This window comes from Shewanella hanedai (assembly GCF_007197645.1).
In the GTDB taxonomy this organism is placed as follows: Bacteria; Pseudomonadota; Gammaproteobacteria; order Enterobacterales; family Shewanellaceae; genus Shewanella; species Shewanella hanedai.
The window spans coordinates 22,983-44,944 of the sequence record NZ_VKGK01000042.1 but is presented as its reverse complement, the minus strand read 5'-3'; the positions used below and the strand labels follow the sequence as shown (position 1 = coordinate 44,944).

Genomic DNA, 21,962 nt, shown 5'->3' with positions numbered 1-21,962 from the left:
AGAGCATATAAAGATAGGAAATTGAAGCTACTGAGGTTGCATTGGCGAACAGCCATTAAAACACTACAAGGCTTAATTCTGGAGCCACAAGCATGCTATTAAATTCGAGGGGATCCCTCAGGGTTAGAGGTGTACTTTGTTCGCTCCAATGAGACTGTGGAAACCGCAAAATTCAAGGTAACCAAGTGGGACTTTACTAAGAATCTAAAGATCTGGCTGCCAAAAGACAACTACACGGTGACAGTCGTGAAGAAGGGAGATAACGACACGTTAAACTTGTTGCATCGCCAAGCATTGACGCTTAAAGATAATCTGGATTACACCTTGGTGTTAACGCCGGATGAAAGTCAAACCTGGGGTTATCGCTTAATGGCATTTCAGTAAAATTTTTGAGCAATAATAATTATTAAATGAGCTGACTTGAAGTGATATTTACTCAGGTCAGCTTGATAACTATTGTTGATAAATTAAGGTGTATTGACACGATTTCATCGAGACGGTTAGTTACACTAATTTTGTTTTTATTATAAAAATAAAATCATTTATGAGTTTATTTTATGTAACTTTCTGAGTGAATGGTTGTTAATATAACGTACGCTGTTTTATCTTTGAATGAAAACATAAGTATCTAAGTGGTGTTTATTATGATTTCGGTAGCGGCTTACTGTTGTTTGTTTAAATGTGGTTTATTTAACAATTTTTTTTAAGTGTTTATTTTGTTTTCGGTGGGGTTGTTTCTGACTTATACTATTTCACATGATGTTTTGTTATTCAGTATAAGGTTTTTATTAGTTGTTCATTCGGTATAATATAAATTTTATAGTTTTTGAATGAGCCTATGATTTATGTTTGGATGAATATATAGTACATTTCATACTCTATGTTTCATGTATTGAACGTAATTATTTTGAAATGAATATTTTATAAGTAATGTTCTTAAAATAAAAACGATATTATCGACTGTGAGAATATTCTTAATTAACCTGAACTCGGAATAATGAGTTCAGGCCTATCTACATTATCGCTTATTTTATTTCTAGCTTGGGTAACCAGCGTAAGTTCTCCTCAACGTTATCTAGTTCAGCTTGGGTGATCGGTGCAGATGTTTGGTCTTCAGGTGCTGAGGCGAGTAGGTTGAGATCAACGGCTTGGGCAATGCCTGTTATCACACCGTCATTAAGGCTTAGCTGATAATAGATACCGTTATAAAAGTTAGCCCCAAAGTCGGCTTTCTTCTTGTACATAAATAGTAGGTCATGGGCTAACCAGCTCAGATCCTTTTGACTCACTTCGCGTGGAGTCATATACGGATAAGGCAGGTGACACCATAGCTCAGGTCCTTCTAAACACTTCATCTCTTTCATCGACAGAAAGAAGTCTTTAAAAAGACTGTGATTTAGGTGAATGTCATAGTGGGTTTTGTCGCCTGCAGTTGAAAAGCGTACATCGCCAATCATTAGCTCATTTCCCTTTATATCAATCAGGTAAATATGTTTGTTGCCCGAGAGTGGATCATTGGCAAGGGATTGAGCGCTGATGCTGAATAGGGCAAGTATCAAAAATAGTTTGTTAAACATATCTGTTTTCCAACTAAGAATTCTAGTCCTAGCATCGAATAAATGCTGGTGGATGTCTATTCTCCTTTGGGAGGAATATTAGTACTTACTGTTTTGATTGGATGAGGGAGGGAAGCTTAATATAGATAGGTTTTCGGAATTTATACAGGTTTCTGATAACAGTGCTAGTAAGTGTTTAAGACGAGTAAAAGAATGTAGGTTGTAGAGTGAAAAACCCATCAATAGATGATGGGCAAGGCTGATTATAAGTCTGGATTAGAATAGGGCAGCGTGAACTCTAACTTGATCAAAGTCATCGCAGTTATTATGGTCATGATCCCAGATAGTAACCTCTCTATTGAATGAGAAAGCCATGCGAAGCGCGGCGATTATTGATTTTCCACCATCATCATTCGCATTGTATTTATAGTTTAGTGGGATGATCACGCCATTAGCTAGATGTAAATTAAGCGCACTTGCCCAATCAGAACCACCATGAATATTAGTCACATATCCAAAATCAATCGCGGTAATGTGCTGTTTTTCTGCGCATATGACACCTGGGTTATTATTATTAGCCAAAGTGGGTAGGCTATCGCCATTAACGCAATAAATAATAAAACTGTTGTTTTTATGTTCAAAGTGACACCTCATCATATTTCAGTATGTTGTATGTAATTCATACAGCTCTGAATGGTATAATATTTCAATAAAGTTGTAAATATTGGTGTTTACTGTTGTTTTTGTGTGCTTTTTGTTGTTTTTATTTTGAGCGTAGATAAGCGGCGCACTTTTGTCTCGAAGGGAAGGGATCCGCACTGAAAGTGAGAAGCCTACATTGAGGAGGATATTTCTGGGTTGCGTTATGTCTGTGAAACCTCTTTGAGTGAATAGAGTGTGAGAGGATTAAGTTAACAATAATGCCATTGACAGTCGCAGCGACAACAGGGATTTTCCTGCCGTCATGCTTGAGTATTTGCAGATAAGATGGTTGTTTAACTTCTATGAACTATGAACTATGAACTATGAACTTTAGGTATCCTATTTCTGTATCGATATACAATAAGGATTAATCAGCTTGAATTTGGCCAACAAGCAATACAGGAGCTGCATCTAATTCATTGGCGTCCATCATAGAGGCAATACGTTCAACCGCTGACAGCAGTTGACTCTGTTCCCACTCTTCAAGGTTCTGGTAGCGAGTAATAAAGTGTTCCTGAAGTGGCTTTGGTGAGTGACTTAATAGCACCTTGCCAGCTTCACTGAGTGACAGATGCACTTTTCGTTTGTCTGTTTCACTGCGGGTTCTTATGACCAGTTCGCGACTTTCTAGTCTGTCGATAATCGTGGTGACGGTGGCAGGGCTTAATGCGACCTCTTTGGCTATCTCTTTGGCTAGTGGAGCATCAAGGTGATCAATGTTTTGCATGACCATCAACTGTGGACCAGTTAGGCCAGACAGCTTATGAAGCTGACGTGAATGAATGTCGATGGCTCGGATCACTCGGCGCAGTGAAATCAATAGTTGTTCGTACTTTTCCATACTCTTCCCTAAGCCCAGAGATTGAACTGTCAATAATGTAGCCATTAAATAAAAATGCGGTATAGCGCCTGAGCGTTATACCGCATTCTTTAGCTATTGAGCAAGGCCTGCTTAAAAATCAAAGGTTCTAGAGACTGATACTATCGCACGAGTATCAGAAGTATCCGTGTCCATGCTGGTGCCCTCAACGGCTAGATTGAAGTCAAAACCTTTAAAGCCGGTCATGTATTCAGCACGAAAGTGGTTATAAGACTCATCACCATCCCAAGCCCATTTAGCCACATCTTTTGATGTTGAACGGTCAATGCTGACACGAATGTCATGACCTTCAGTAAGGGTAAACGTGTGAGCAGCCATCATGATGTAGTGACCAACATCTGCACCGAAGTAATCCCAGGTGTACCAGAAGTTCAGTTCACTTTGACCGATTGATGAGGCGTAACCAAACTTAGCGTAAGCCTCTGGATACTGGTATCCGCTTGAAGCATCATCACCGTGATAAGTGTAATAGGCAATACCTGCGTCGAGAGAAGCGCTGTCGTTTAGCTGGAAGTATTTTCCGGCGTAAAAATCAAGCTCTAACCAAGTGTCATCAGTTGAGCCAAAATCAACATTTGAAGCCCATGAACCCACATACCAACCAGAATCTGCCGCGTAATCGAGGCTCGCCTGCAGAGCAGGGTTGTTGTCTGTTTGGCTAACACCGTTAAAGGTGTAATCTGATGTGGCGTTAATGGTTGAACTAACTCCAGCTATCGCAGTGGTTGGTAAGGCGATTAGGCCGACTAGTGCGAGTTTTTTTATTGTGTTTTTCATCATTTCTCTTCTTTTTAGTTAGCTAATTCAATTTTGCTGAAATCAATTTTGTTTTCTTTTGGTGAGCGTTCAATGGCCGCCACTTTCTTGTATTTTGTTGCCATAATATAACCAAAGCAGGCTAATATCAGACCAATCGCTAACGCGCCTACCCATTGTATTTCTAAGAAATTCAATTGGAAAAGCAAAGTGAGACTGCTCATCAGTACGATATTACCTATGATGTATTTCGTCTTACCTAAGCGCTCAACGGTGAGGTTAAGGTTGTCAGTGTAAAGACGGATCAAGGAGTCGAGAGAGTTCACCACAAACGTGATGCCGACAATGACCATCGCGAGGTTATAGAAGCCTGTGGTGGCTATCTCATTGGCGCTGTAGTAGTACAGGATGGTAAACCAAACCGCGATTGGCAGAGACGGGAACACCATCATGGCAATCAGTACTTGATAGGTTTTCATACCGCCGACAAAGCGTGATGTGAATTGACCAATCATGATGCTCCAAGCAAACCACCAAAATAGGTAGAACTCATGGTAATCATTCATTGGTAAAACAAAGTGGTGGATATTACCGAAGTAGTCACCAACCATGGCAAATGTAGTGAAGAACTCACCCACACCTGAACCGTCAGAGAGGAAGGCACCGGCCCACATGATTGCGATCAACGCCATGAATAACCAAGTACTGCCTAAGCTGAGTATCCGTACATAACGGATGCTGGTGCTTGAGTAGACTGCGGCGGCAATAATCACAAATACAATCAGGTAGAAGCTACTGACAATGGTCTCACCATCACCCATCTCGGGCAGATACCAAGGCAAGTTAGTCAACAAGAGGTAAGCGGTAAAGGCACAGGTGCCAATAATCACGAGATTATTGATAAACTTAATCAGCGGGATCTCAAAGAATTTCACTCTTGGCTCGATGACACAGAAGTAAAAACACGTTAAGAAGTAAAATGCCCAGATTAAGAATGCCCAGAAACCAAACTCAATGGCCAGCGGGTTGGTAAAACCATATTCAGGGCTGGCCCCTAAGTCGGCATAACCTGCAAACTCAGTCAACGGGAACATGATTAAGCCAACATCTAAGCCTGACGTAAACAGAATCGCGATAAAGGTAAAAGTACGTACCGGTGTCACACCAATACATTCAACATTACCCCAGCGATAGATCACAAAGGCAATGGCCGCGAAAGTAAATAATATCCCAATAGTAAGCCACGTAGTCATTATTGAACTCCTGACTTAATTTTTAGATAAAACATAGATTTAGTTCCTTGTTTTTATTTTAGTTATGCCGTCGTACAACAAATTTTGGTTGCACAAATCCCTCAAGCCTTAACCATCGCTTTCACGAAAGTTAAGGTTTGATAAATTCAATTTGGCGATTAGGGTCATTTAGCTTTTCAGCTTAGGCTGACCTTGTGCCTAAATTGCTTAATTTACGTATTAGGAAAAATAGTAAATCAAGCAAATAAAGGGGGAGCTACCTTACGGGTAGTTTGAGCCGTTGTTGCTGTTGCCAGTCGTCACTAATCGTGACGCTTGCACTGCTTGGTGCCAGCGGTGTCTTACCTAGAATAAGATCCGCCGCACGTTCGGCTAACATGATGGTCGGAGAGTTGAGGTTGCCATTTGGAATGGTGGGGAAAATAGAGGAGTCAACCACTCTAAGACCTTGTAAACCATGGACTCGAGTTTGTGAGTCCACCACTGCCATAGCATCTTCGCCCATTTTGCATGTACAAGATGGATGGTAGGCACTCTCTACTGCACTTCTGACAAAACGGTCTATCTCTTCATCGGTTTGCACTGAAGTTCCGGGCTGGATCTCTTCGCCGCGGTACTCATCCAGTGCAGGTTGATTGATGACCTCACGTGTTAAACGAACACAAGCGCGGAAGGCTTCAATATCATCTTGATGAGAGAGATAGTTAAATTGGATAGCGGGTGCAACGTGAGCATCATTCGATACGATTTTTACACTGCCGCGACTTTTAGGTTTATTGTGGCCAATATGCACTTGGAAACCGTGACCTGCAAAGGCTTCTTTGCCGTCATAACGCATCGCCGCTGGTAAGAAGTGATACTGAAGATCTGGCCACTCAAGCCCTGCTTTTGATCGGATAAATCCACAGGATTCAAAGTGGTTTGTCACGCCGAGTCCAGACTTGTTCAATATCCAACGTGTACCGATAAACAACTTGTTAAGTGGATCGAGTTTACCGTTTAATGATATTGGCTTTAAGCATTTAAATTGGAAATAGAACTCGAGGTGATCCTGTAAATTCTCACCGACACCAGGGAGTTCGTGTCTCTGCTCAATGCCTGCTTTAGCCAGTGTATCGGCGGCACCGACACCTGATAGTTGCAGTATGTGTGGTGAGCCAATAGAGCCTGCTGATAGCACGACTTCCTTGTTAGCGTGAACTTCGACATGCTTACCTTTACGCTCAAAGTTTACACCGATGGCTTTTTTGCCTGAAAATAATACTTCATGTACCAATGCATGGGTGATCACCGTTAGGTTTGAACGCTTCATTGCAGGTCTAAGGTAGGCGTTAGCTGTTGACCAGCGTACCCCGTTTTTAACGGTCATGTGCATAGGGCCAAAACCCTCTTGCTGAGCACCGTTATAATCTTTAGTCGCTAAATACCCTGCATCCACTCCAGCATCGACAAAAGCCTGATACAGTGGGTTTTTCATGTTATTGCCGTTGTTGACGCCTAATGGACCATCAACGCCGCGATAATCATCTTCACCGAAAGCCCAGCTTTCAGCTTTCTTAAAGTAGGGCAGACAATGGGCATAATCCCAGTCTTTTGCTCCCTTTTGTTGCCATTCATCGAAATCTCGAGCATGACCGCGCACATAGACCATGCCGTTAATCGAAGAGGAACCACCTAACACTTTGCCACGTGGGCAATGCATGCGGCGGTTATCAAGAAAAGGCTCGGCTTCAGTTTCAAACTGCCAAGCATATTTCTTAGTGTTCATCGGTATGGAAAGTGCTGTGGGCATCTGAATAAAGATGCTCTTATCACTGCCGCCGGTTTCGAGTAGCAGCACTTTGTTACTGGAGTCTGCCGATAAACGATTAGCCAGTACACAGCCAGCGCTGCCTGCGCCAACGATAATATAGTCGTACTTTTCACTTGTAGATTGAGTCATGTCAGCTCCTTAAAATGGACTTTCAAGAGGCTGCATACCAACGTATACGGCTTTGAGCTGAGTGTAAGCTTTGAGTGTCTCGCTGCCGTTCTCACGACCAATTCCGGACATTTTATAGCCACCAACCGGCATCTCTGCTGGCGATGCACCATAGGCATTGATCCAACAAATTCCGGCTTGCATTTGATGAATAACACGGTGTGCACGGGTGATATCTTGGGTGAATACACCCGCAGCGAGCCCTAGACGGGTATCGTTAGCACGGCGGATCACTTCGTCTTCATCGCTAAAAGGCAGCAATGACATGACAGGGCCAAAGACCTCTTCTTTACTCAAGGTCATGTCGTCTGTGCATTGGCCGAAAATAGTGGGCGCGACAAAATAACCATTGGGGCTATTGTCTGGCTTGAGTGCATGACCACCGGCAAGAAGCTCAGCGCCTTCATTTTTGCCTATTTCGATATGATTGAGGACTTTATCTTGATGATCTTTGGAAATAAGCGCACCAAAATTGGTGGCAGGATCCATTGGATCGCCACAGACAATGTTGTCTCGAGTGCGCTGTAGTAGCTTTTCAACAAAGGTCGGGTAGATATCTTGCTGCACAAATACACGAGTGCCGTTAGTACAGATCTCACCTTGGGTGTAGAAGTTACCAAGCATAGCTGCAGAAACGGCATTGTCGATGTCAGCGTCATTGAAGATAATCAAGGGGGATTTACCGCCAAGCTCCATGGTGACCTGCTTAAGCGAGCTTGCCGCTGCTGCCATCACTTTTTTACCCGTGCCAACTTCACCGGTGAAAGAGACTTTTGCAATCTCTTCATGGTGAGTAAGCCATGCACCGACACGGCCATCGCCTTGAAGGACGTTAAACACCCCATCGGGAACGCCAGCTTGAGTAAATACTTCAGCGAGTTTTAATGCGCCGAGTGGTGTTTCTTCTGATGGCTTAAAGATCATCACGTTGCCGCAAGCCAGTGCTGGTGCTGCTTTCCAACAAGCAATTTGTAATGGATAGTTCCATGCGCCGATACCAGCGCAAATGCCCAGAGGTTCACGACGAGTATAATAAAAATCATCGCCTACGGTTTGCTGATTACCTTCGATACTTGGTGCAAGACCTGCAAAAAACTCAATTGAATCGGCACCTGTTACCACATCGACAACTGAGGCTTCTTGCCAAGGTTTACCTGTATCAGTGACTTCAATTGCGGCAAGTTCGTCATTTCTTTCACGTAGCAGGGCAACAGCTTTTAATAGAATTCGGCTGCGCTCAATGGCGGACATTTTTGACCAGGTATGGAATCCCTCTTTAGCGCTTTTGATGGCAGCTTGCTGAATTTTCTCGTCGGCGACTTCGACTAAGTAGCTTACTTCTCCAGTGGCTGGATTGGTGACTTCAAAGGTTTCGCCTGTTTTATTTTTGAGCGCTTGGCCATGGATATAATTTAAGTGAATAACTAGTGACATCGGTTTTCTCCGTACTGCATGCACACTGCCTTGATAAAGGCTTTACATAAAATTTGAGCCTGCTCGAACTCTTTTTCCGGTGCGGGACTTAATGCACTGCGTAGCCAGAAGCCATCGATCATGGCGGCAGTTTGTTTTGCTGCGTTAATAGCATCTGCATTGGGAAGAAGTTGTTTAAAAGAGAACAACAGGTTGCTATATAAACGTTGGCTATTGATATGTTGGAGTCTGGCAAGCCCTTGTTCATGCATGGCTTGTGACCAGAAACTCAGCCAGGTTTTGGTGGCCGGTCTTGAACGTTGTAGCTCGGTAAAGTTAGCTTCAACAATGGCCTGTAGTCGCTCAAGAGGCGGCAAGGTTTGACCTGAGGTACGACTTAACAGTGCCTGCTTAAGTTGTTCAAGCAGGTATTTCTGGGTTGCTTCAATTAGGCCTTGTTTACCACCAAAGTAATGGCTGATTAAGCCCGATGATAAACCTGCCAAGCCGCTAATGGTGTTGATTGTTGTATTGTGTAAACCATGGCGTTCAACAGAGACTAATGTGGCGTCGATGAGCTGTTGTTGTCGGACGGTTTTCATTGGCGGGCGCGGCATAAAAAATCGAATTCCTAGTGTTGTTATTGTTAGTGTACTTGTTGGTATCGTTGTTAATTGAACGTTCAATTAATAACAACTCTAATGGTTAGAGCTGTAACTATCAAGCTTTATTCAAAATTGAGATGTATGTCACGGAATGATTTTTGTAAATAATGCAGAAATTAAATGCTTTTAACTAGCTGATTACTAAGGTGTAAAATGTGTAATTGTTGATTGGTTACATGAGTGGATTAACGTTGACCGATAACGAGAGCGTAAATTAGTTTTAGCCGTAACCTTTTAGTTGGTAGCATCCTTGTGGAGTTAATCAGATTATCCACCCAAAGCTTGGATATCCAGTTTTATGGACTCAATGGTTTGGGGTTGTTTTTAGTATAAATTTGATGATTTATCACAATACTGGACTGATTGTTCTCGTATATTAAGTCGCATAGAAGATTGGCAATAGAAGCAACAGGATGAGAGTACAATGCGAAAGAAAATCATATTAGACACAGATCCGGGTATCGATGATGTTATGGCGATCATGTTCGCTGAAGCGCACCCAGAGATAGAATTGAAGGCGATTACCACTGTTTTCGGCAACGTGTCGATAGAGACGGCAACGCATAATGCACTTTATTTGAAACAGAAATATCAATTGAAAGCTGATGTGGTTAAGGGCGCGAGCAAACCATTAGTCAGACCTCCCGTTGGACCCACGGTTGTGGTGCATGGTGAGAGTGGTTTTGGTGATGTTGAGGTGCCAGCCAAGGTTGTTGGTGAAGTTGATAGTCGCTGTGCATACCAATATATCATCGATGCCGTTAAGGCTGAACCGAACGAGATCACGCTTGTGGCAATAGGCCCTTTAACGAATCTGGCGTTAGCGCTGCAGGCTGAGCCTGATATCGTTAATCTTGTCAAAGAAGTGGTGGTGATGGGAGGTGCTTTCGGGGTGAATGATCACCGTGGTAATGTTACGCCTTATGCTGAAGCCAATGTTCATGATGATCCCCATGCGGCTGACATTGTTTTTAGCGCAGCCTGGCCTGTGGTGATTATTGGTCTGGATGTCACTGAACAGAGTTTCTTTACGGGGGATTACCTTGATAGACTCCGAGATGATGCAGCTGAGGTGGGACAGTTTATCTGGGATGTCAGTCGTTTCTACTTGAAGTTTTATAAAGAAAAAGTGGGTATCGATGCTTGCCACGTTCATGATCCTTCCGCTATTGCATATGTGATAGACCCAGAACTGTTTACGCTTAGAGAAGGGCCTGTACGTGTGATAACTGAAGGACCAGCTGAGGGGATGACCATTCAGAAGTTTGATGATCGCACCTACCCTAATGATGAGTGGTCTAAGCATACGCCTCAGCGAGTGGGTATCGCAGTGAAAGACACTGAACTACTGGCGATCTACAGACAGTGCATCATAGAATATGGTCATCGAATAAGCTGATCTTTGCAAAGCTGTGAATATAGGTAATAAAAAGCGCATCAATGGATGCGCTTTTAGCTTTGGACATCATCAAAACTGCCCGAACGATTATGGCTTGAAGAGTTAGTCCTCGAAGGTATTAAGAATACCTAATGCCGCATCTCGCCCTTCAGCGATGGCGGTGACCACCAAATCTGAACCGCGCACCATATCTCCACCAGCAAATACTTTCGGATTACTCGTTTGGAATGGATTGTCAGCCATTTTAGGCGCGATAACGCGTCCCCATTGATCTAAGTCGACATTATGGTCTTTAAGCCAAGCAGCAGGGCTTGGTTGGAAACCAAAGGCGATGATGATAGCGTCAGCTTCAAGAAGTGCTTCGCTGCCCTCAATGGCTTCTGCGCGGCGACGGCCACTGCTATCAGCTTCTCCCATTTGAGTTTCTGCACAGGTGATGCCAGTGACAACACCTTCTTTGGTTTCAATGGCCACGGGCTGTCTGTTAAAGAGGAACTTAACGCCTTCCTCTTTTGCATTTTGTACTTCCCGTCGAGAGCCCGGCATATTTTCTTCATCACGGCGGTAAGCACACGTGACTTCGGCTGCACCTTGTCGTACGGCTGTACGGACACAATCCATGGCAGTGTCACCACCACCAAGTACCACCACTTTCTTCCCTTCTAGGCTTAGATAGGGAGATTCAGGATCTGTGGTGCCCATGATGTTGTGAGTGTTACCAATGAGATAGGGCAGGGCTTGATGAACGCCTTGCGCATCTTCGCCGGGCAAACCTGCCTTCATTGCTGTGTAAGTGCCCATACCAAGGAAGACTGCATCATACTCTGCAACTAATGCTTCAAAAGCAATATCCTTGCCGACGTTAATCCCCATTTGAAATTCAATACCCATTCCTTCGAGCACTTCACGGCGAGTTGCCATAACGGATTTATCTAGCTTAAAAGCTGGAATACCGTAAGTGAGCAAACCACCAATCTGTGGATTTTTATCAAATACCACCGCTTGGACGCCGTTACGGGCAAGAATATCGGCACAGCCTAAACCTGCAGGTCCCGCACCGATAATGGCGACGCGCTCTTTACGAGGTGTCACTTTGGTTAAATCTGGACGCCAACCTTGTGCAATGGCCGTGTCAGTAATGTATTTTTCTACATTACCAATTGTCACCGCACCAAACTCATCATTGAGAGTACAAGCGCCTTCACATAATCTGTCTTGTGGGCAAACTCGACCACAAATCTCAGGAAGCGTGTTGGTTTCATGAACCAGATCAGCGGCCTCTAAAATACGGCCTTGTTCAGCGAGTTTGAGCCAGTTAGGGATGTAGTTATGTAGCGGACACTTCCACTCACAATACGGGTTACCGCAGTCAAGACAGCGATCAGCTTGCTCAACCACTTGGGTTTGAGCAAAAGGCTGATAGATCTCGATAAACTGAGTGGCACGTTTCTTTGCCGAGTGTTTAACGGGATCTTTGCGGTCAATTTCGATAAATTGAAAATCATTACTCATGTTATTACCCCGCCGCTACAGCTAATTCTGGTTGTGATTGTTCAAGCTTTAATAGATCAGATACTGGTACATTCTTAGGTTTTACTAAGACGAAGCAATCGATCCAATACTCAAAATCGGTCAATAACATTTTTGCATGTACACTGCCTGTTTCGGCTAGGTGTTCTTCTATCAAGCCTTTTAAATGACGCTGATGGACTGGAGAACTGACTTTTTGAGTGTCGACCAAGTCCGTGTTCACTCGGCGATGAAAACGTGAGTAACGGTCAAAGACGTAGGCAAAACCACCGGTCATACCCGCTGCGAAGTTCACGCCAGTTCTTCCAAGAACTAGCACGATTCCACCCGTCATGTATTCACAACCGTTGTCACCGAGACCTTCAATTACAGCTGTCGCCCCAGAGTTACGTACCGCGAATCGTTCTCCGGCCGTTCCTGCTGCAAACATTTTGCCGCCGGATGCACCATAGAGACAGGTGTTACCGATAATCGCTGAGCGTTCACTTTGGAATGTACTGCCTAGGGGCGGATGAATGGTGAGCTTACCGCCGGACATACCTTTACCAACGTAGTCATTACCATCACCACAGAGAGTCAGCTCTAGGCCTGGGCAGTTCCAGACGCCAAAACTTTGCCCTGCGCTGCCGTTGAATTTGATCTGTATTGGTTGCTTTGCGCCCTCTTTGCCTACCGTTTGTGCGATAAAGCCTGAAAGCGACGCGCCAACGGAACGGTCAGTGTTATTGATGTCGAATCTGGCTTGAATTGATTCTCCTGCAATAACTGCATCACGTGTTGCGTCGAGCAGTTTAATGTTCAGCTCACCTTTGTCAGCGGTGTGATTTAGCTCTCGCCACGTTTTTGCACTGCCTGCTGGTATTTTAGGCGTATACAAAATCGGCTTAAGATCCAGTCCCTGCTGTTTCGAGGTTTGCCCTTCGAGCGTGGTTAACCATTCGCTGCGACCGATAAGATCTTCGAACTTAGTGACACCCAATGCAGCCATGCCTTCGCGGATCTCTCGTGCCACAAACTCAAAATAGGTCATGACGCGCTCAGGTAAGCCGTGGTAATGCTCATTTCTCAATTGCGTGTTCTGAGTGGCGACACCCGTGGCACAGTTATTAAGATGACAAATACGCAGGTACTTACAGCCTAGAGCTATCATAGGTACGGTACCAAAACCGAAGCTTTCGGCGCCGAGTAACGCAGCTTTAAGTACGTCTTGTCCGGTTTTTAATCCACCGTCAACTTGTAGACGTATCTTGTGTCTTAAGCCATTTTCAACCAGAGACTGATGGACTTCGGCTAATCCTAATTCCCAAGGACTGCCAGCATACTTGACTGATGAAACTGGGCTCGCGCCAGTACCGCCGTCATAACCTGAGATGGTGATCATATCGGCGTAGGCTTTAGCAACACCGGTGGCGATAGTCCCGACACCAGGCTCTGATACGAGCTTGACCGAGACCATGGCTTTTGGATTGATCTGCTTTAAGTCAAAAATCAGCTGGGCCAAATCTTCAATCGAATAGATATCATGATGAGGCGGTGGTGAAATTAGGGTGACTCCAGGTCTAGCATTACGTAGCGCTGCAATTTCGACGCTGACTTTATGACCTGGGAGTTGACCACCTTCACCGGGTTTTGCGCCCTGTGCAACTTTGATCTGCAAGACTTCTGCATTCATCAAGTAGTGAGCCGTAACCCCAAAACGTCCAGAGGCTATCTGTTTGATTTTAGAGTTTCGCTCAGAGTTGAATCTGCTTGGATCTTCTCCGCCTTCCCCTGAATTAGAACGGCCACCGAGTCGGTTCATTGCCACAGCTAATGCTTCGTGAGCTTCTGGACTCAGCGCACCAATACTCATGGCGGCACTGTCAAATCGTGTATAGAGCGTATCTGCTGATTCGACGCTGTCGAGTTCGACTGCTGGTAGCTCGCCTTTTATTGCTATTAGATCACGTAATGTGGCTATTGGGCGGTTATCGACGAGTTCAGTAAACTTCTTATAGCTTACATAGTCTCTCTCTTTCAGACTGGCTTGTAGCGTGTTAACCACATCAGGGTTGAAGCAATGGTACTCACCGCCTTCCACATATTTCAGTAGCCCACCTTGATTCAGTGGCTGATGGGCACGAAAAGCCAACTTGTGCAGTATCACTTGATCTTGTTCTAGCTCTGTAAAGCTAGCGCCTTCGATACGGCTTATTACGCCTTTAAAACAGAGTTCGACGACGTTGCTGGCGATGCCAACCGCTTCAAATTGCTGACTGCAACGATATGAGGAAACAGTACTGATCCCCATTTTTGACATGATTTTCCGTAGGCCTTTATCGATGCCTTGACGGAAATTAAGCATCAACTGATAGTTTTCAGGGATGTTATTGAGCTTGGCCATTGCGGAGATACTTTCATAGGCCAAATATGGGTATATGGCCGTTGCACCAAAGCCGAGCAGTACGGCGAAATGATGTGGATCACGGGCAGAGCCTGTCTCTACAATAATGTTGGTATCACAGCGTAGACTCTTATCAACAAGAATGCGCTGAACGGCACCCACGGCCATCGCGGCTGGGATCACTTGCTTAGATTTGTCAGTCGCACGATCTGACAATATCAACAAGGTTGTGCCAGTGCGAGCCAATCTCTCCGCTTCATCACAGATGCGGATAATGGCTTGTTCAAGGCCTTCTGTAATGTCGTAGTTAAGATCGACGGTATTAGCGCGATAGTAAGTTGAGTCGAGTGCTAACAGCTGATTAAAATCGCTATACAGCAGCACTGGAGAGTTAAACATCACGCGATATGCATGACCCGTTGTTTCATTAAACAGGTTTTGCTCTCTGCCGACGCAGGTAGAGAGTGACATTACGTGTTTTTCTCTCAAAGGATCAATCGGTGGATTGGTAACCTGAGCGAACTTCTGTCTAAAGTAGTCATACACTGTACGAGACTTTTTAGAGAGCACGGCCATTGGCGTGTCATCACCCATTGAGCCTGTGGCTTCTTCACCTTTGTGGGCGAGTACCCAAATCACTTGCTCTAACTCTTCCCGCGAGAAGCCAAAGTGCTTCTGATATTGAAGAAGTTGATCAGGGGTAAATTCACATACGCCTTGTTCTCCTGCTGGGATCTCTTCAGCAGGCGTCAAAGTTTGACTGTTTTTTGCCATCCATTGTTTGTAAGGGTGACGGCGTTTGAGATCGTTATCGATCTCAAATGAGGAGTAAAGTTGGCCATTTAGGGTGTCGAGTACTAACAGCTCACCAGGTCCGACACGGCCTTTTTCGACGACTTCGTCAGGCGCGTAATCCCAAATACCGACTTCTGAGGCCAAGGTAAGAATTCTGTCTTTGGTGATCACATAACGTGACGGGCGCAGGCCATTACGATCCACGGCGCAAGCTGCGTGTCGGCCATTAGTCATCACGATACCAGCCGGTCCATCCCAAGGCTCCATGTGCATGGAGTTGAAATCGTAGAAGGCTTTGAGCTCTTCATCCATTTCTGGATTACTTTGCCACGCTGGTGGAATAAGCAGACGCATCGCTCGGTACAGATCCATACCACCGGCAAGTAACATCTCAAGCATGTTATCTAGGGAAGATGAATCTGAACCTGTCTCATTGACAAAGGGAGCGGCTTGTTGCAAATCGGGCAACAGTGGCGCATTAAATTTGTACGCACGGGCACGAGCCCACTGCCTGTTGCCAGTGATGGTGTTTATTTCACCGTTATGGGCAAGGTACCTGAAAGGTTGTGCCAGTGGCCACTTAGGTGAGGTATTAGTCGAAAATCTTTGGTGGAACAGACAGATTGAACTCTGCAGTCTGATATCTGCAAGATCGAGATAAAACTCAGGCAGATCGGCAGGCATCATCAGGCCTTTATAAACGATCACCTGGCCGGATAGGCTGGCTACATAGAAATCCTTGTCGTGGTGCAGTTGTTGCTCCAAGCGACGTCTTGCCATGTAGAGGCGACGTTCTAGATCTTTTTCTCGCCAGCCGATAGGCGAGTTAATCAGTACCTGGTATATCTGAGGTTGACTCGCTTTACCGATATCGCCAAGCACATCAGCGTTTACTGGGACTTTTCGCCAGCCAGCGACGCTTAACGTCTCTTTTTCCAATTCGCGTTCTAACAGGAGTTTTGCCTGATCCGCTAATTGGTCATTCTGGTTAAGGAAAAACATACCCACTGCAAATTTACGGCTAAGGTGCCAGTCATTTTCTGCCGCAATGGCTTCGAAAAATTTAACGGGAAGTTGCATTAACAATCCACAACCGTCACCTGTACGCCCGTCAGCAGCGATCCCGCCACGGTGTTTCATACGGTCTAAGCCGTGAATTGCAGTTCTTACTATGCGATGGCTAGGTTCACCATCCATCTGGGCTATCAGGCCAAAACCGCAATTATCTCTCTCGAAACTGGGGTGATACAAGCTCATACACAAACTCCCTAAAACTTAAACTGAATACTACGTCGGGAAAAGTGTTGTTATATATATGCACCCGAACCATTCAAAATACCGCCTGCACTGATAAAGGTCAAACCTAATAATTGCATAAGTAATGTACATTTGAGACGATTTTGTCTGTGATTTATCACTGCCTTACGTTAACGTAAACTGAAGATTCATTTATATAACCTTATGAATAAAAAGAATTTTGATTATTCGCTCTCTACATTGGTTAATGAGATGTAACAAAAGTGGTCGAAAATATATTTTTGATAAATATGAGTTTCATTGCAAATGTAACGAATTATCAGACAAAATCACATTTGCTTAATTATGCACTGTGGATGAGTTAACTTCATTTTTATACCTGTTTTTTTGATGAATCTCTATTTTTGCGATTTCTGGGTCATTTAACCTTTGTTTGATTTGGCGCATTTTTTTGATTGTGCGATGAATTAGACTCTGCTCATTAATTCTTGTTGTAGTCAAAAATGGGTTTAGATCACTACGTCAACACGTTCGGTGTTGCCTGTAAAAAGCAGTTTGGTGAAAAACTGAAGAAGTTAACCATTGATGCCAAATTTACCTGCCCGAATAGAGACGGCACTTTAGGGAAGGGTGGATGCACCTATTGTAATGTGGCTTCTTTTAGTTATGAGCATGGTACGGAACTATCGATACCTGAACAGCTTAATAAAGGTAGAGAAAGGTTTGCGGGGCGGACAAGTAAATATATCGCTTATTTTCAAGCCTACACCAGCACCTATGATGAATATCAAGTACTGAAAGCCAAGTATGATGAGGCGGTGATCGATCCTGACATCGTGGGCTTATGCGTGGGAACTCGGCCGGATTGCGTGTCTGATGATGTGATAGAGCTACTTGTTGGTTATCAGGAACGGGGTATTGAAGTCTGGCTAGAGCTTGGATTGCAATCTGCAAGTGACAAAACATTGAAGCGTATTAATCGAGGTCATTCGATGGCCGACTACGTCGATACTGTAACGCGAGCTAGAGCAAGAGGGATTAAGGTCTGTACTCATCTTATTCTCGGTTTGCCTGGTGAGGAACATCAGGATTACCTCAACAGTTTGCAGTCAGTGCTCAATGCGGGCGTTGACGGGCTTAAGTTGCATCCGTTACATATTGTCGAAGGAAGCACCATGGCAAAAGCATGGCGTAGCGATCGTATTGCACTACTGTCAATAGAAGATTACGCTTTTAGCGTGGGAGAAATGATCCGTTTTACACCAAAAGACATAATATTTCATAGGGTTACCGCATATGCTAAAAAACCTATGTTATTGGCTCCTGATTGGTGTGGGTATCGTTGGAATGGTTTAGTGGCGATTGTAGATGATTTGAAAGAAAAAGGCGGGCAAGGGAGTTATTTGATTTCTAAGTTAAAAATGACCTAAAACTATTGTGGAAAACGGTTAAATGACAGATTTTATTAAAATTTAGTTATAAGATGGTTAAAAAATGAATGTTTTTTATGTCTTATGACTCATTTAGTTGCGCCAGTTATTATAGCGGGTATTATGTTGTAAGTTAGTTTGTATACAATCAAGAACTTTTGAGAGGTGCCTTAATATGGCAACAGCTGAGATAGAATCAATTTTAGACCTTAATACACTAGAGCAATACTGCAGCGCAATCGGTGCGGGAACTTTACTAAAAAGTGTCGTTTTATTTGAGCAGCTAATGCCTGAGTATGTTGGCAACTTAGTTAATGCTAAAGAAGCGCAGGATAAAGATACATTATGTTCTGAAACTCATAAGTTTAAAGGTGCCGCCGGCTCAGTCGGTCTAAAACGTATTCAGCAGCTAGCTCAATTACTCCAGCACGGTGAAGATGTTGAATGGGCAAATGGACACGAAGCTTGGTTACAAGCCATTGTGGATAATGCCAGTTTAGATCTCGCAGAGCTTAAGCAATACTTGGAAGCAAAAGCCTAAGTTTATATCGCTTTTGTTCTACTATTTTAAAGCACTAAAGAAGCTCGCTTCACTAGTGCTTTTTTTGTGCCTGACGTTTATCGATTGCATGCTTCTCGATTATCAGAGAACCTTCACATTTTGACATCATAAAACCCTTAATTTGTGACAAAACTATGCTAGAGTCATATTGAATTTTTGAATGACAACTTCAGTTGGTAATCGATTTTATGAAGCACTTGCCTAGTTTAAAAAACCTCTATTATTTAGTGAACCTCTATCAAGAGCAGAACTTTAATCGAGCTGCGAAGATATGCCACGTAAGCCAGTCGACGCTCTCTAGTGGTATACAAAATTTAGAGGAACAACTTGGACATCAGTTGATCGAGCGTGATCATAAGTCATTTATTTTTACCGCGATTGGCGAAGAGGTCGTGCTTCGCTCACGAAAACTACTTACCGATGTGGATGATCTTGTTGAGTTGGTGAAACACCAAGGTGAACCCATGACTGGGGATATACGTTTGGGTTGTATTCCGACCATAGCGCCGTTTCTATTAAGTCGCGTCGTTAAACAGTGTCAGCAAGCCTATCCAAATTTGACCATGTATCTGAAAGAAGACACCACTGAGAAGTTACTTGATGCACTGGGCAAGGGGGAGTTGGACTTACTGCTATTAGCTTTACCAGTCGATACCAGTGGTTACCATAGTATGAAGGTGGGCATCGACCCCTTTAAACTGGTGGTACATAGTGAACTGGTGAGCGAAATTTATGAACCATTAGATTATCAATCATTACCCGATGAGAGTATTTTCCTGCTTCAAGCTGAACATTGCATCACCGGACATGCTATCAGTGCATGTCAGTTAGGCGACAGTGCTAAGGTTAATCCGTTTGCAGCAACGAGTCTGCATACACTCGTGCAGATGGTTAACGGTAAGCTAGGAACAACATTTCTACCTCAAATGGCGATTGATGCTGGGATCCTGAATGACACTGATTTAGTGGTCATGCAGCCACCGGGTGAAGCGCCATATCGAGATATAGGTCTTGTGTGGCGACAGACATCAAGCCGAATATTAACTTTTAGAACCTTAGGTTTAGCGATTCAAGAGTTATTGTGCAAAAAGATTAAGTGACCTAGCGCTGGAATTAGACGAGTGGTTAAGCGACTTCATGAAGCCTGAGTTTATCTCAGGCTTTTGTCTATAAAGTGTATGGATTATTTTTCCGAGACACCGAACACTTCAATAGAGTGTTGTTTGCCTTTTAACTTTATCGGACCAAGGCTGCTTAGCTTATATTGACTGCTGTCTTGATCTAAGCGAGATTCTAGAGAGCCTGAGATCAACATTCTCTGTCCCAGTGGATTACATTGATCCTGAAGTCTTGCCAAGGTGTTTAGCACATCACTAAAGAAACTGATCTCCTGCTTTTGCACCCCCACCACAGCTGTTACTACCTGACCACAATGCGCAGCGGCCTTGAATTTGGGAACAAAACCATATTGTTCTTCAAAGTATTGGCGTTGCCAGTTTAGTTGCTGGCTAAATTCAAAATAGATATTGAAACTGCGATCGTGCTGAATACCGTCTTTTAAAGGCCAATGGATTAAAACGGCATCGCCCATATAGCGATATATCTCAGCTTCATTATTGATCACTGTGTCGGATAATAGACTGAAGCTGTCTTGAATGAGTCGACTGAAACGATAGTCACCTAACGTCTCGGCATGGGTAGTTGAAGCCACCATGTCGAGATAGAGGAACAACCTTTGTTCATATCGAGGTTTATGGTATTTACCTAGACCGATGTTCAATAACACTCGTGGGCCAACAAGTAGCGCCATCTGCTCAATAAAGGCTAATCCAACTCTGACGACCACAAGGTAGACGATAAGCGCCTGAAATGAAGGACTGTAAAGAATGTGAGCTGTTAGCATCTGCCTCAAGGTGGCCATGTGATTTTCTATGGCCCACATATTAAGGAACTGAGTAATGTAGGCAATCGTGGTGGCGCCGAGAAGGAGAAATAATCCTTTAAAAATCACAGAGAACAGATATGGAAGGCGATTAATGGCACTGAAATCGGCAATCAGGTTAGACATCCAATGCAAACTGCCAAAGATGATCCCCATATAGATAGCCAATGTGGCTAAATCAGCTGAGCCAACAGCCCATTGAGGCAGTTCTGGTGCTTGAGCGTAGCGAAAGAATACAAATGCCGCCATGGCGATTCCCCAAGCGAATATTGCAAAAATAAGCTTTTTTGCTTGTATGCGGGCTCTCACTTTTACGGGGGTATCCTAAGGCTGGCGGTCAGGGGCGCTATTTTATAGAAAATACCCATAACATATCCACTAGTATTTGTGAACTTAGTCAAATGAAAGCCAATTTAAGTACTAAATTAGCTTAAAAGTGTACAAACGATCGAATGTGTATAAATAGTCGGCTTGATTATGGCTTTTTAAATGTAGGAGTTAATGCTAATAGATTGTTATTAAAGTGTGTTTTACGAACATTGTTGGTTCGATTATTCGAGATATGGTAAAGAATTGTGGGCAACTTAATCAAATGCACGGGATAAAATTGACTGAGTGAAAGGGATCTTAAGATAAAAGCCTCTCGGGTTCGTCATCATGGTGCTGCCGTTAGGACCGATGCTTTGTGTGACTGAGCGGCTATTTGCTCCTTTAGGTCTGAGCTGTAGTACTTCTCCATGTCTGGCAGTAAGCTGTTTTATCTGTCCAAGAGCAATAAACTCCATGATCTCTTCCCAATCCTGTTTTAACAAGGCGAGTTCAGTCTCATTTGGACTCCATAAAATCGGTGTGCCAATTTGCCGCTGAGAAACGGGAATATCTCTGTCTCCTTGAATGGGAACCCAAAGTACAGTCTGTAATTTGTGACTGACCACACTTGTTTCCCAGGTTAAGCCCTGAATGTCTATCAGAGGCGCGACGGTGACATATGTGGTTTCTATTGGTTTGCCCTTGCTGTCCACTGGAATGGTTTTAAGTTCTATTCCCAAATGCAAAAAATCAGGCTCAGGTCTGGAGCCTGCCAATGCGCCTAGCTCATGCTCAATCAACTGACCGACCCAACCTTTGTCGCGTTTAAGGTTCTCTGGCGTGGTAAAACCGTGAGAGTGAGCAAGTTGGCCCAAAGTTAACCCTGCCATATCATAGGCGCGGTTCATTAACTCATCGATTGTTTTAGGGGAGGAGGGAATTGTCATTTCGGCATTTTACCAAAGATGATGGAGATAGCAATCTGTGACTAAAAAACACTCAGGTTAACTTGTGTTGATAACTTTCTTTCGGCTTAACTTTTTAAACCACTGATAAACATACAGAAGTGTCACCAATCTTATATTCTTATTTAACCAGTTTTAAGTCAGTTTGGTTTTCCCCCAAATTCCCAACATACTTATCCACAGT

General features: G+C 43.9%; 17 protein-coding genes. 5 read left to right on the top strand and 12 right to left on the bottom strand.

Features of this window, described 5'->3' with window-relative positions; all coding sequences use genetic code 11:
• The first annotated feature begins 156 nt into the window (after positions 1–156).
• A complete protein-coding gene (locus FN961_RS22890; RefSeq protein ID WP_185972871.1) occupies positions 157–384 on the top strand; it encodes a hypothetical protein in 228 nt (75 codons plus the stop codon).
• Between the two features lie 641 nt (positions 385–1,025).
• Here the strand turns inward: FN961_RS22890 and FN961_RS22885 are convergent.
• From FN961_RS22885 to betI, 8 genes are all read right to left on the bottom strand, one after another.
• A complete protein-coding gene (locus FN961_RS22885; RefSeq protein ID WP_144042471.1) occupies positions 1,026–1,577 on the bottom strand; it encodes a hypothetical protein in 552 nt (183 codons plus the stop codon).
• 255 nt (positions 1,578–1,832) lie between these two features.
• Positions 1,833–2,138 (bottom strand): hypothetical protein, encoded by a 306-nt coding sequence (locus FN961_RS22880; protein ID WP_144042470.1) that lies wholly within the window; start codon positions 2,136–2,138, stop codon positions 1,833–1,835.
• 487 nt (positions 2,139–2,625) lie between these two features.
• Entirely contained in the window at positions 2,626–3,099 is a 474-nt protein-coding gene (locus FN961_RS22875; protein ID WP_144042469.1) for a MarR family winged helix-turn-helix transcriptional regulator, read from the bottom strand.
• Between the two features lie 111 nt (positions 3,100–3,210).
• Entirely contained in the window at positions 3,211–3,915 is a 705-nt protein-coding gene (locus FN961_RS22870; RefSeq protein WP_144042475.1) for a TorF family putative porin, read from the bottom strand.
• Positions 3,916–3,929: 14 nt separating this feature from the next.
• On the bottom strand, positions 3,930–5,147 hold the full coding sequence (locus FN961_RS22865) for a BCCT family transporter (protein ID WP_144042468.1): 1,218 nt from the start codon (positions 5,145–5,147) through the stop codon (positions 3,930–3,932).
• A gap of 256 nt (positions 5,148–5,403) precedes the next feature.
• Positions 5,404–7,089 (bottom strand): choline dehydrogenase, encoded by a 1,686-nt coding sequence (gene betA, locus FN961_RS22860; protein ID WP_144042467.1) that lies wholly within the window; start codon positions 7,087–7,089, stop codon positions 5,404–5,406.
• Between the two features lie 9 nt (positions 7,090–7,098).
• Entirely contained in the window at positions 7,099–8,562 is a 1,464-nt protein-coding gene (gene betB / locus FN961_RS22855) for a betaine-aldehyde dehydrogenase (RefSeq protein ID WP_144042466.1), read from the bottom strand.
• Positions 8,553–9,158: a transcriptional regulator BetI gene (betI, locus tag FN961_RS22850; RefSeq protein WP_144042465.1), complete on the bottom strand. Its 606-nt coding sequence runs from the start codon at positions 9,156–9,158 to the stop codon at positions 8,553–8,555. Before betI ends, betB begins: the two co-directional genes overlap by 10 nt.
• A gap of 472 nt (positions 9,159–9,630) precedes the next feature.
• Between betI and FN961_RS22845 the strand changes: the two genes are divergently transcribed.
• On the top strand, positions 9,631–10,605 hold the full coding sequence (locus tag FN961_RS22845; protein WP_144042464.1) for a nucleoside hydrolase: 975 nt from the start codon (positions 9,631–9,633) through the stop codon (positions 10,603–10,605).
• A 102-nt stretch (positions 10,606–10,707) separates the two neighbouring features.
• Here the strand turns inward: FN961_RS22845 and FN961_RS22840 are convergent, their stop codons facing one another.
• Complete coding sequence (locus FN961_RS22840; protein ID WP_144042463.1) at positions 10,708–12,117, bottom strand: FAD-dependent oxidoreductase; 1,410 nt, start codon at positions 12,115–12,117, stop codon at positions 10,708–10,710.
• A gap of 4 nt (positions 12,118–12,121) precedes the next feature.
• On the bottom strand, positions 12,122–16,570 hold the full coding sequence (gltB, locus tag FN961_RS22835; protein WP_144042462.1) for a glutamate synthase large subunit: 4,449 nt from the start codon (positions 16,568–16,570) through the stop codon (positions 12,122–12,124).
• A 503-nt stretch (positions 16,571–17,073) separates the two neighbouring features.
• Here gltB and mnmL point away from each other — a divergent pair.
• The 3 genes from mnmL to oxyR all read left to right on the top strand — a co-directional run bounded on the left by mnmL (position 17,074) and on the right by oxyR (position 19,662).
• The gene (gene mnmL, locus FN961_RS22830) at positions 17,074–18,000 is read left to right on the top strand and encodes a tRNA modification radical SAM protein MnmL/YtqA (protein WP_144042461.1); all 927 of its coding nucleotides are present in this window, start codon (positions 17,074–17,076) and stop codon (positions 17,998–18,000) included.
• Positions 18,001–18,175: 175 nt separating this feature from the next.
• A complete protein-coding gene (locus FN961_RS22825) occupies positions 18,176–18,541 on the top strand; it encodes an Hpt domain-containing protein (RefSeq protein ID WP_144042460.1) in 366 nt (121 codons plus the stop codon).
• 209 nt (positions 18,542–18,750) lie between these two features.
• The gene (gene oxyR, locus FN961_RS22820; protein WP_144042459.1) at positions 18,751–19,662 is read left to right on the top strand and encodes a hydrogen peroxide-inducible genes transcriptional activator OxyR; all 912 of its coding nucleotides are present in this window, start codon (positions 18,751–18,753) and stop codon (positions 19,660–19,662) included.
• 83 nt (positions 19,663–19,745) lie between these two features.
• Here oxyR and FN961_RS22815 read toward each other — a convergent pair whose 3' ends face one another.
• Together FN961_RS22815 and mutH are read right to left on the bottom strand one after the other, a co-directional pair.
• On the bottom strand, positions 19,746–20,813 hold the full coding sequence (locus FN961_RS22815; RefSeq protein ID WP_144042458.1) for an adenylate/guanylate cyclase domain-containing protein: 1,068 nt from the start codon (positions 20,811–20,813) through the stop codon (positions 19,746–19,748).
• A gap of 275 nt (positions 20,814–21,088) precedes the next feature.
• A complete protein-coding gene (gene mutH, locus FN961_RS22810) occupies positions 21,089–21,760 on the bottom strand; it encodes a DNA mismatch repair endonuclease MutH (RefSeq protein WP_144042457.1) in 672 nt (223 codons plus the stop codon).
• Between the last annotated feature and the right edge of the window lie 202 nt (positions 21,761–21,962).

Bases quoted from the DNA above. Each gene is read 5' to 3' on its own strand.
- FN961_RS22875 (WP_144042469.1), bottom strand. From the start codon at position 3,099: ATGGAAAAGTACGAACAACTATTGATTTCACTGCGCCGAGTGATCCGA.
- gltB (WP_144042462.1), bottom strand. From the start codon at position 16,570: ATGAGCTTGTATCACCCCAGTTTCGAGAGAGATAATTGCGGTTTTGGC.
- betA (WP_144042467.1), bottom strand. From the start codon at position 7,089: ATGACTCAATCTACAAGTGAAAAGTACGACTATATTATCGTTGGCGCA.
- FN961_RS22840 (WP_144042463.1), bottom strand. From the start codon at position 12,117: ATGAGTAATGATTTTCAATTTATCGAAATTGACCGCAAAGATCCCGTT.
- FN961_RS22865 (WP_144042468.1), bottom strand. From the start codon at position 5,147: ATGACTACGTGGCTTACTATTGGGATATTATTTACTTTCGCGGCCATT.
- mutH (WP_144042457.1), bottom strand. From the start codon at position 21,760: ATGACAATTCCCTCCTCCCCTAAAACAATCGATGAGTTAATGAACCGC.
- FN961_RS22845 (WP_144042464.1), top strand. From the start codon at position 9,631: ATGCGAAAGAAAATCATATTAGACACAGATCCGGGTATCGATGATGTT.
- FN961_RS22885 (WP_144042471.1), bottom strand. From the start codon at position 1,577: ATGTTTAACAAACTATTTTTGATACTTGCCCTATTCAGCATCAGCGCT.
- oxyR (WP_144042459.1), top strand. From the start codon at position 18,751: ATGAAGCACTTGCCTAGTTTAAAAAACCTCTATTATTTAGTGAACCTC.
- mnmL (WP_144042461.1), top strand. From the start codon at position 17,074: ATGGGTTTAGATCACTACGTCAACACGTTCGGTGTTGCCTGTAAAAAG.
- FN961_RS22870 (WP_144042475.1), bottom strand. From the start codon at position 3,915: ATGAAAAACACAATAAAAAAACTCGCACTAGTCGGCCTAATCGCCTTA.
- betI (WP_144042465.1), bottom strand. From the start codon at position 9,158: ATGCCGCGCCCGCCAATGAAAACCGTCCGACAACAACAGCTCATCGAC.
- FN961_RS22825 (WP_144042460.1), top strand. From the start codon at position 18,176: ATGGCAACAGCTGAGATAGAATCAATTTTAGACCTTAATACACTAGAG.
- betB (WP_144042466.1), bottom strand. From the start codon at position 8,562: ATGTCACTAGTTATTCACTTAAATTATATCCATGGCCAAGCGCTCAAA.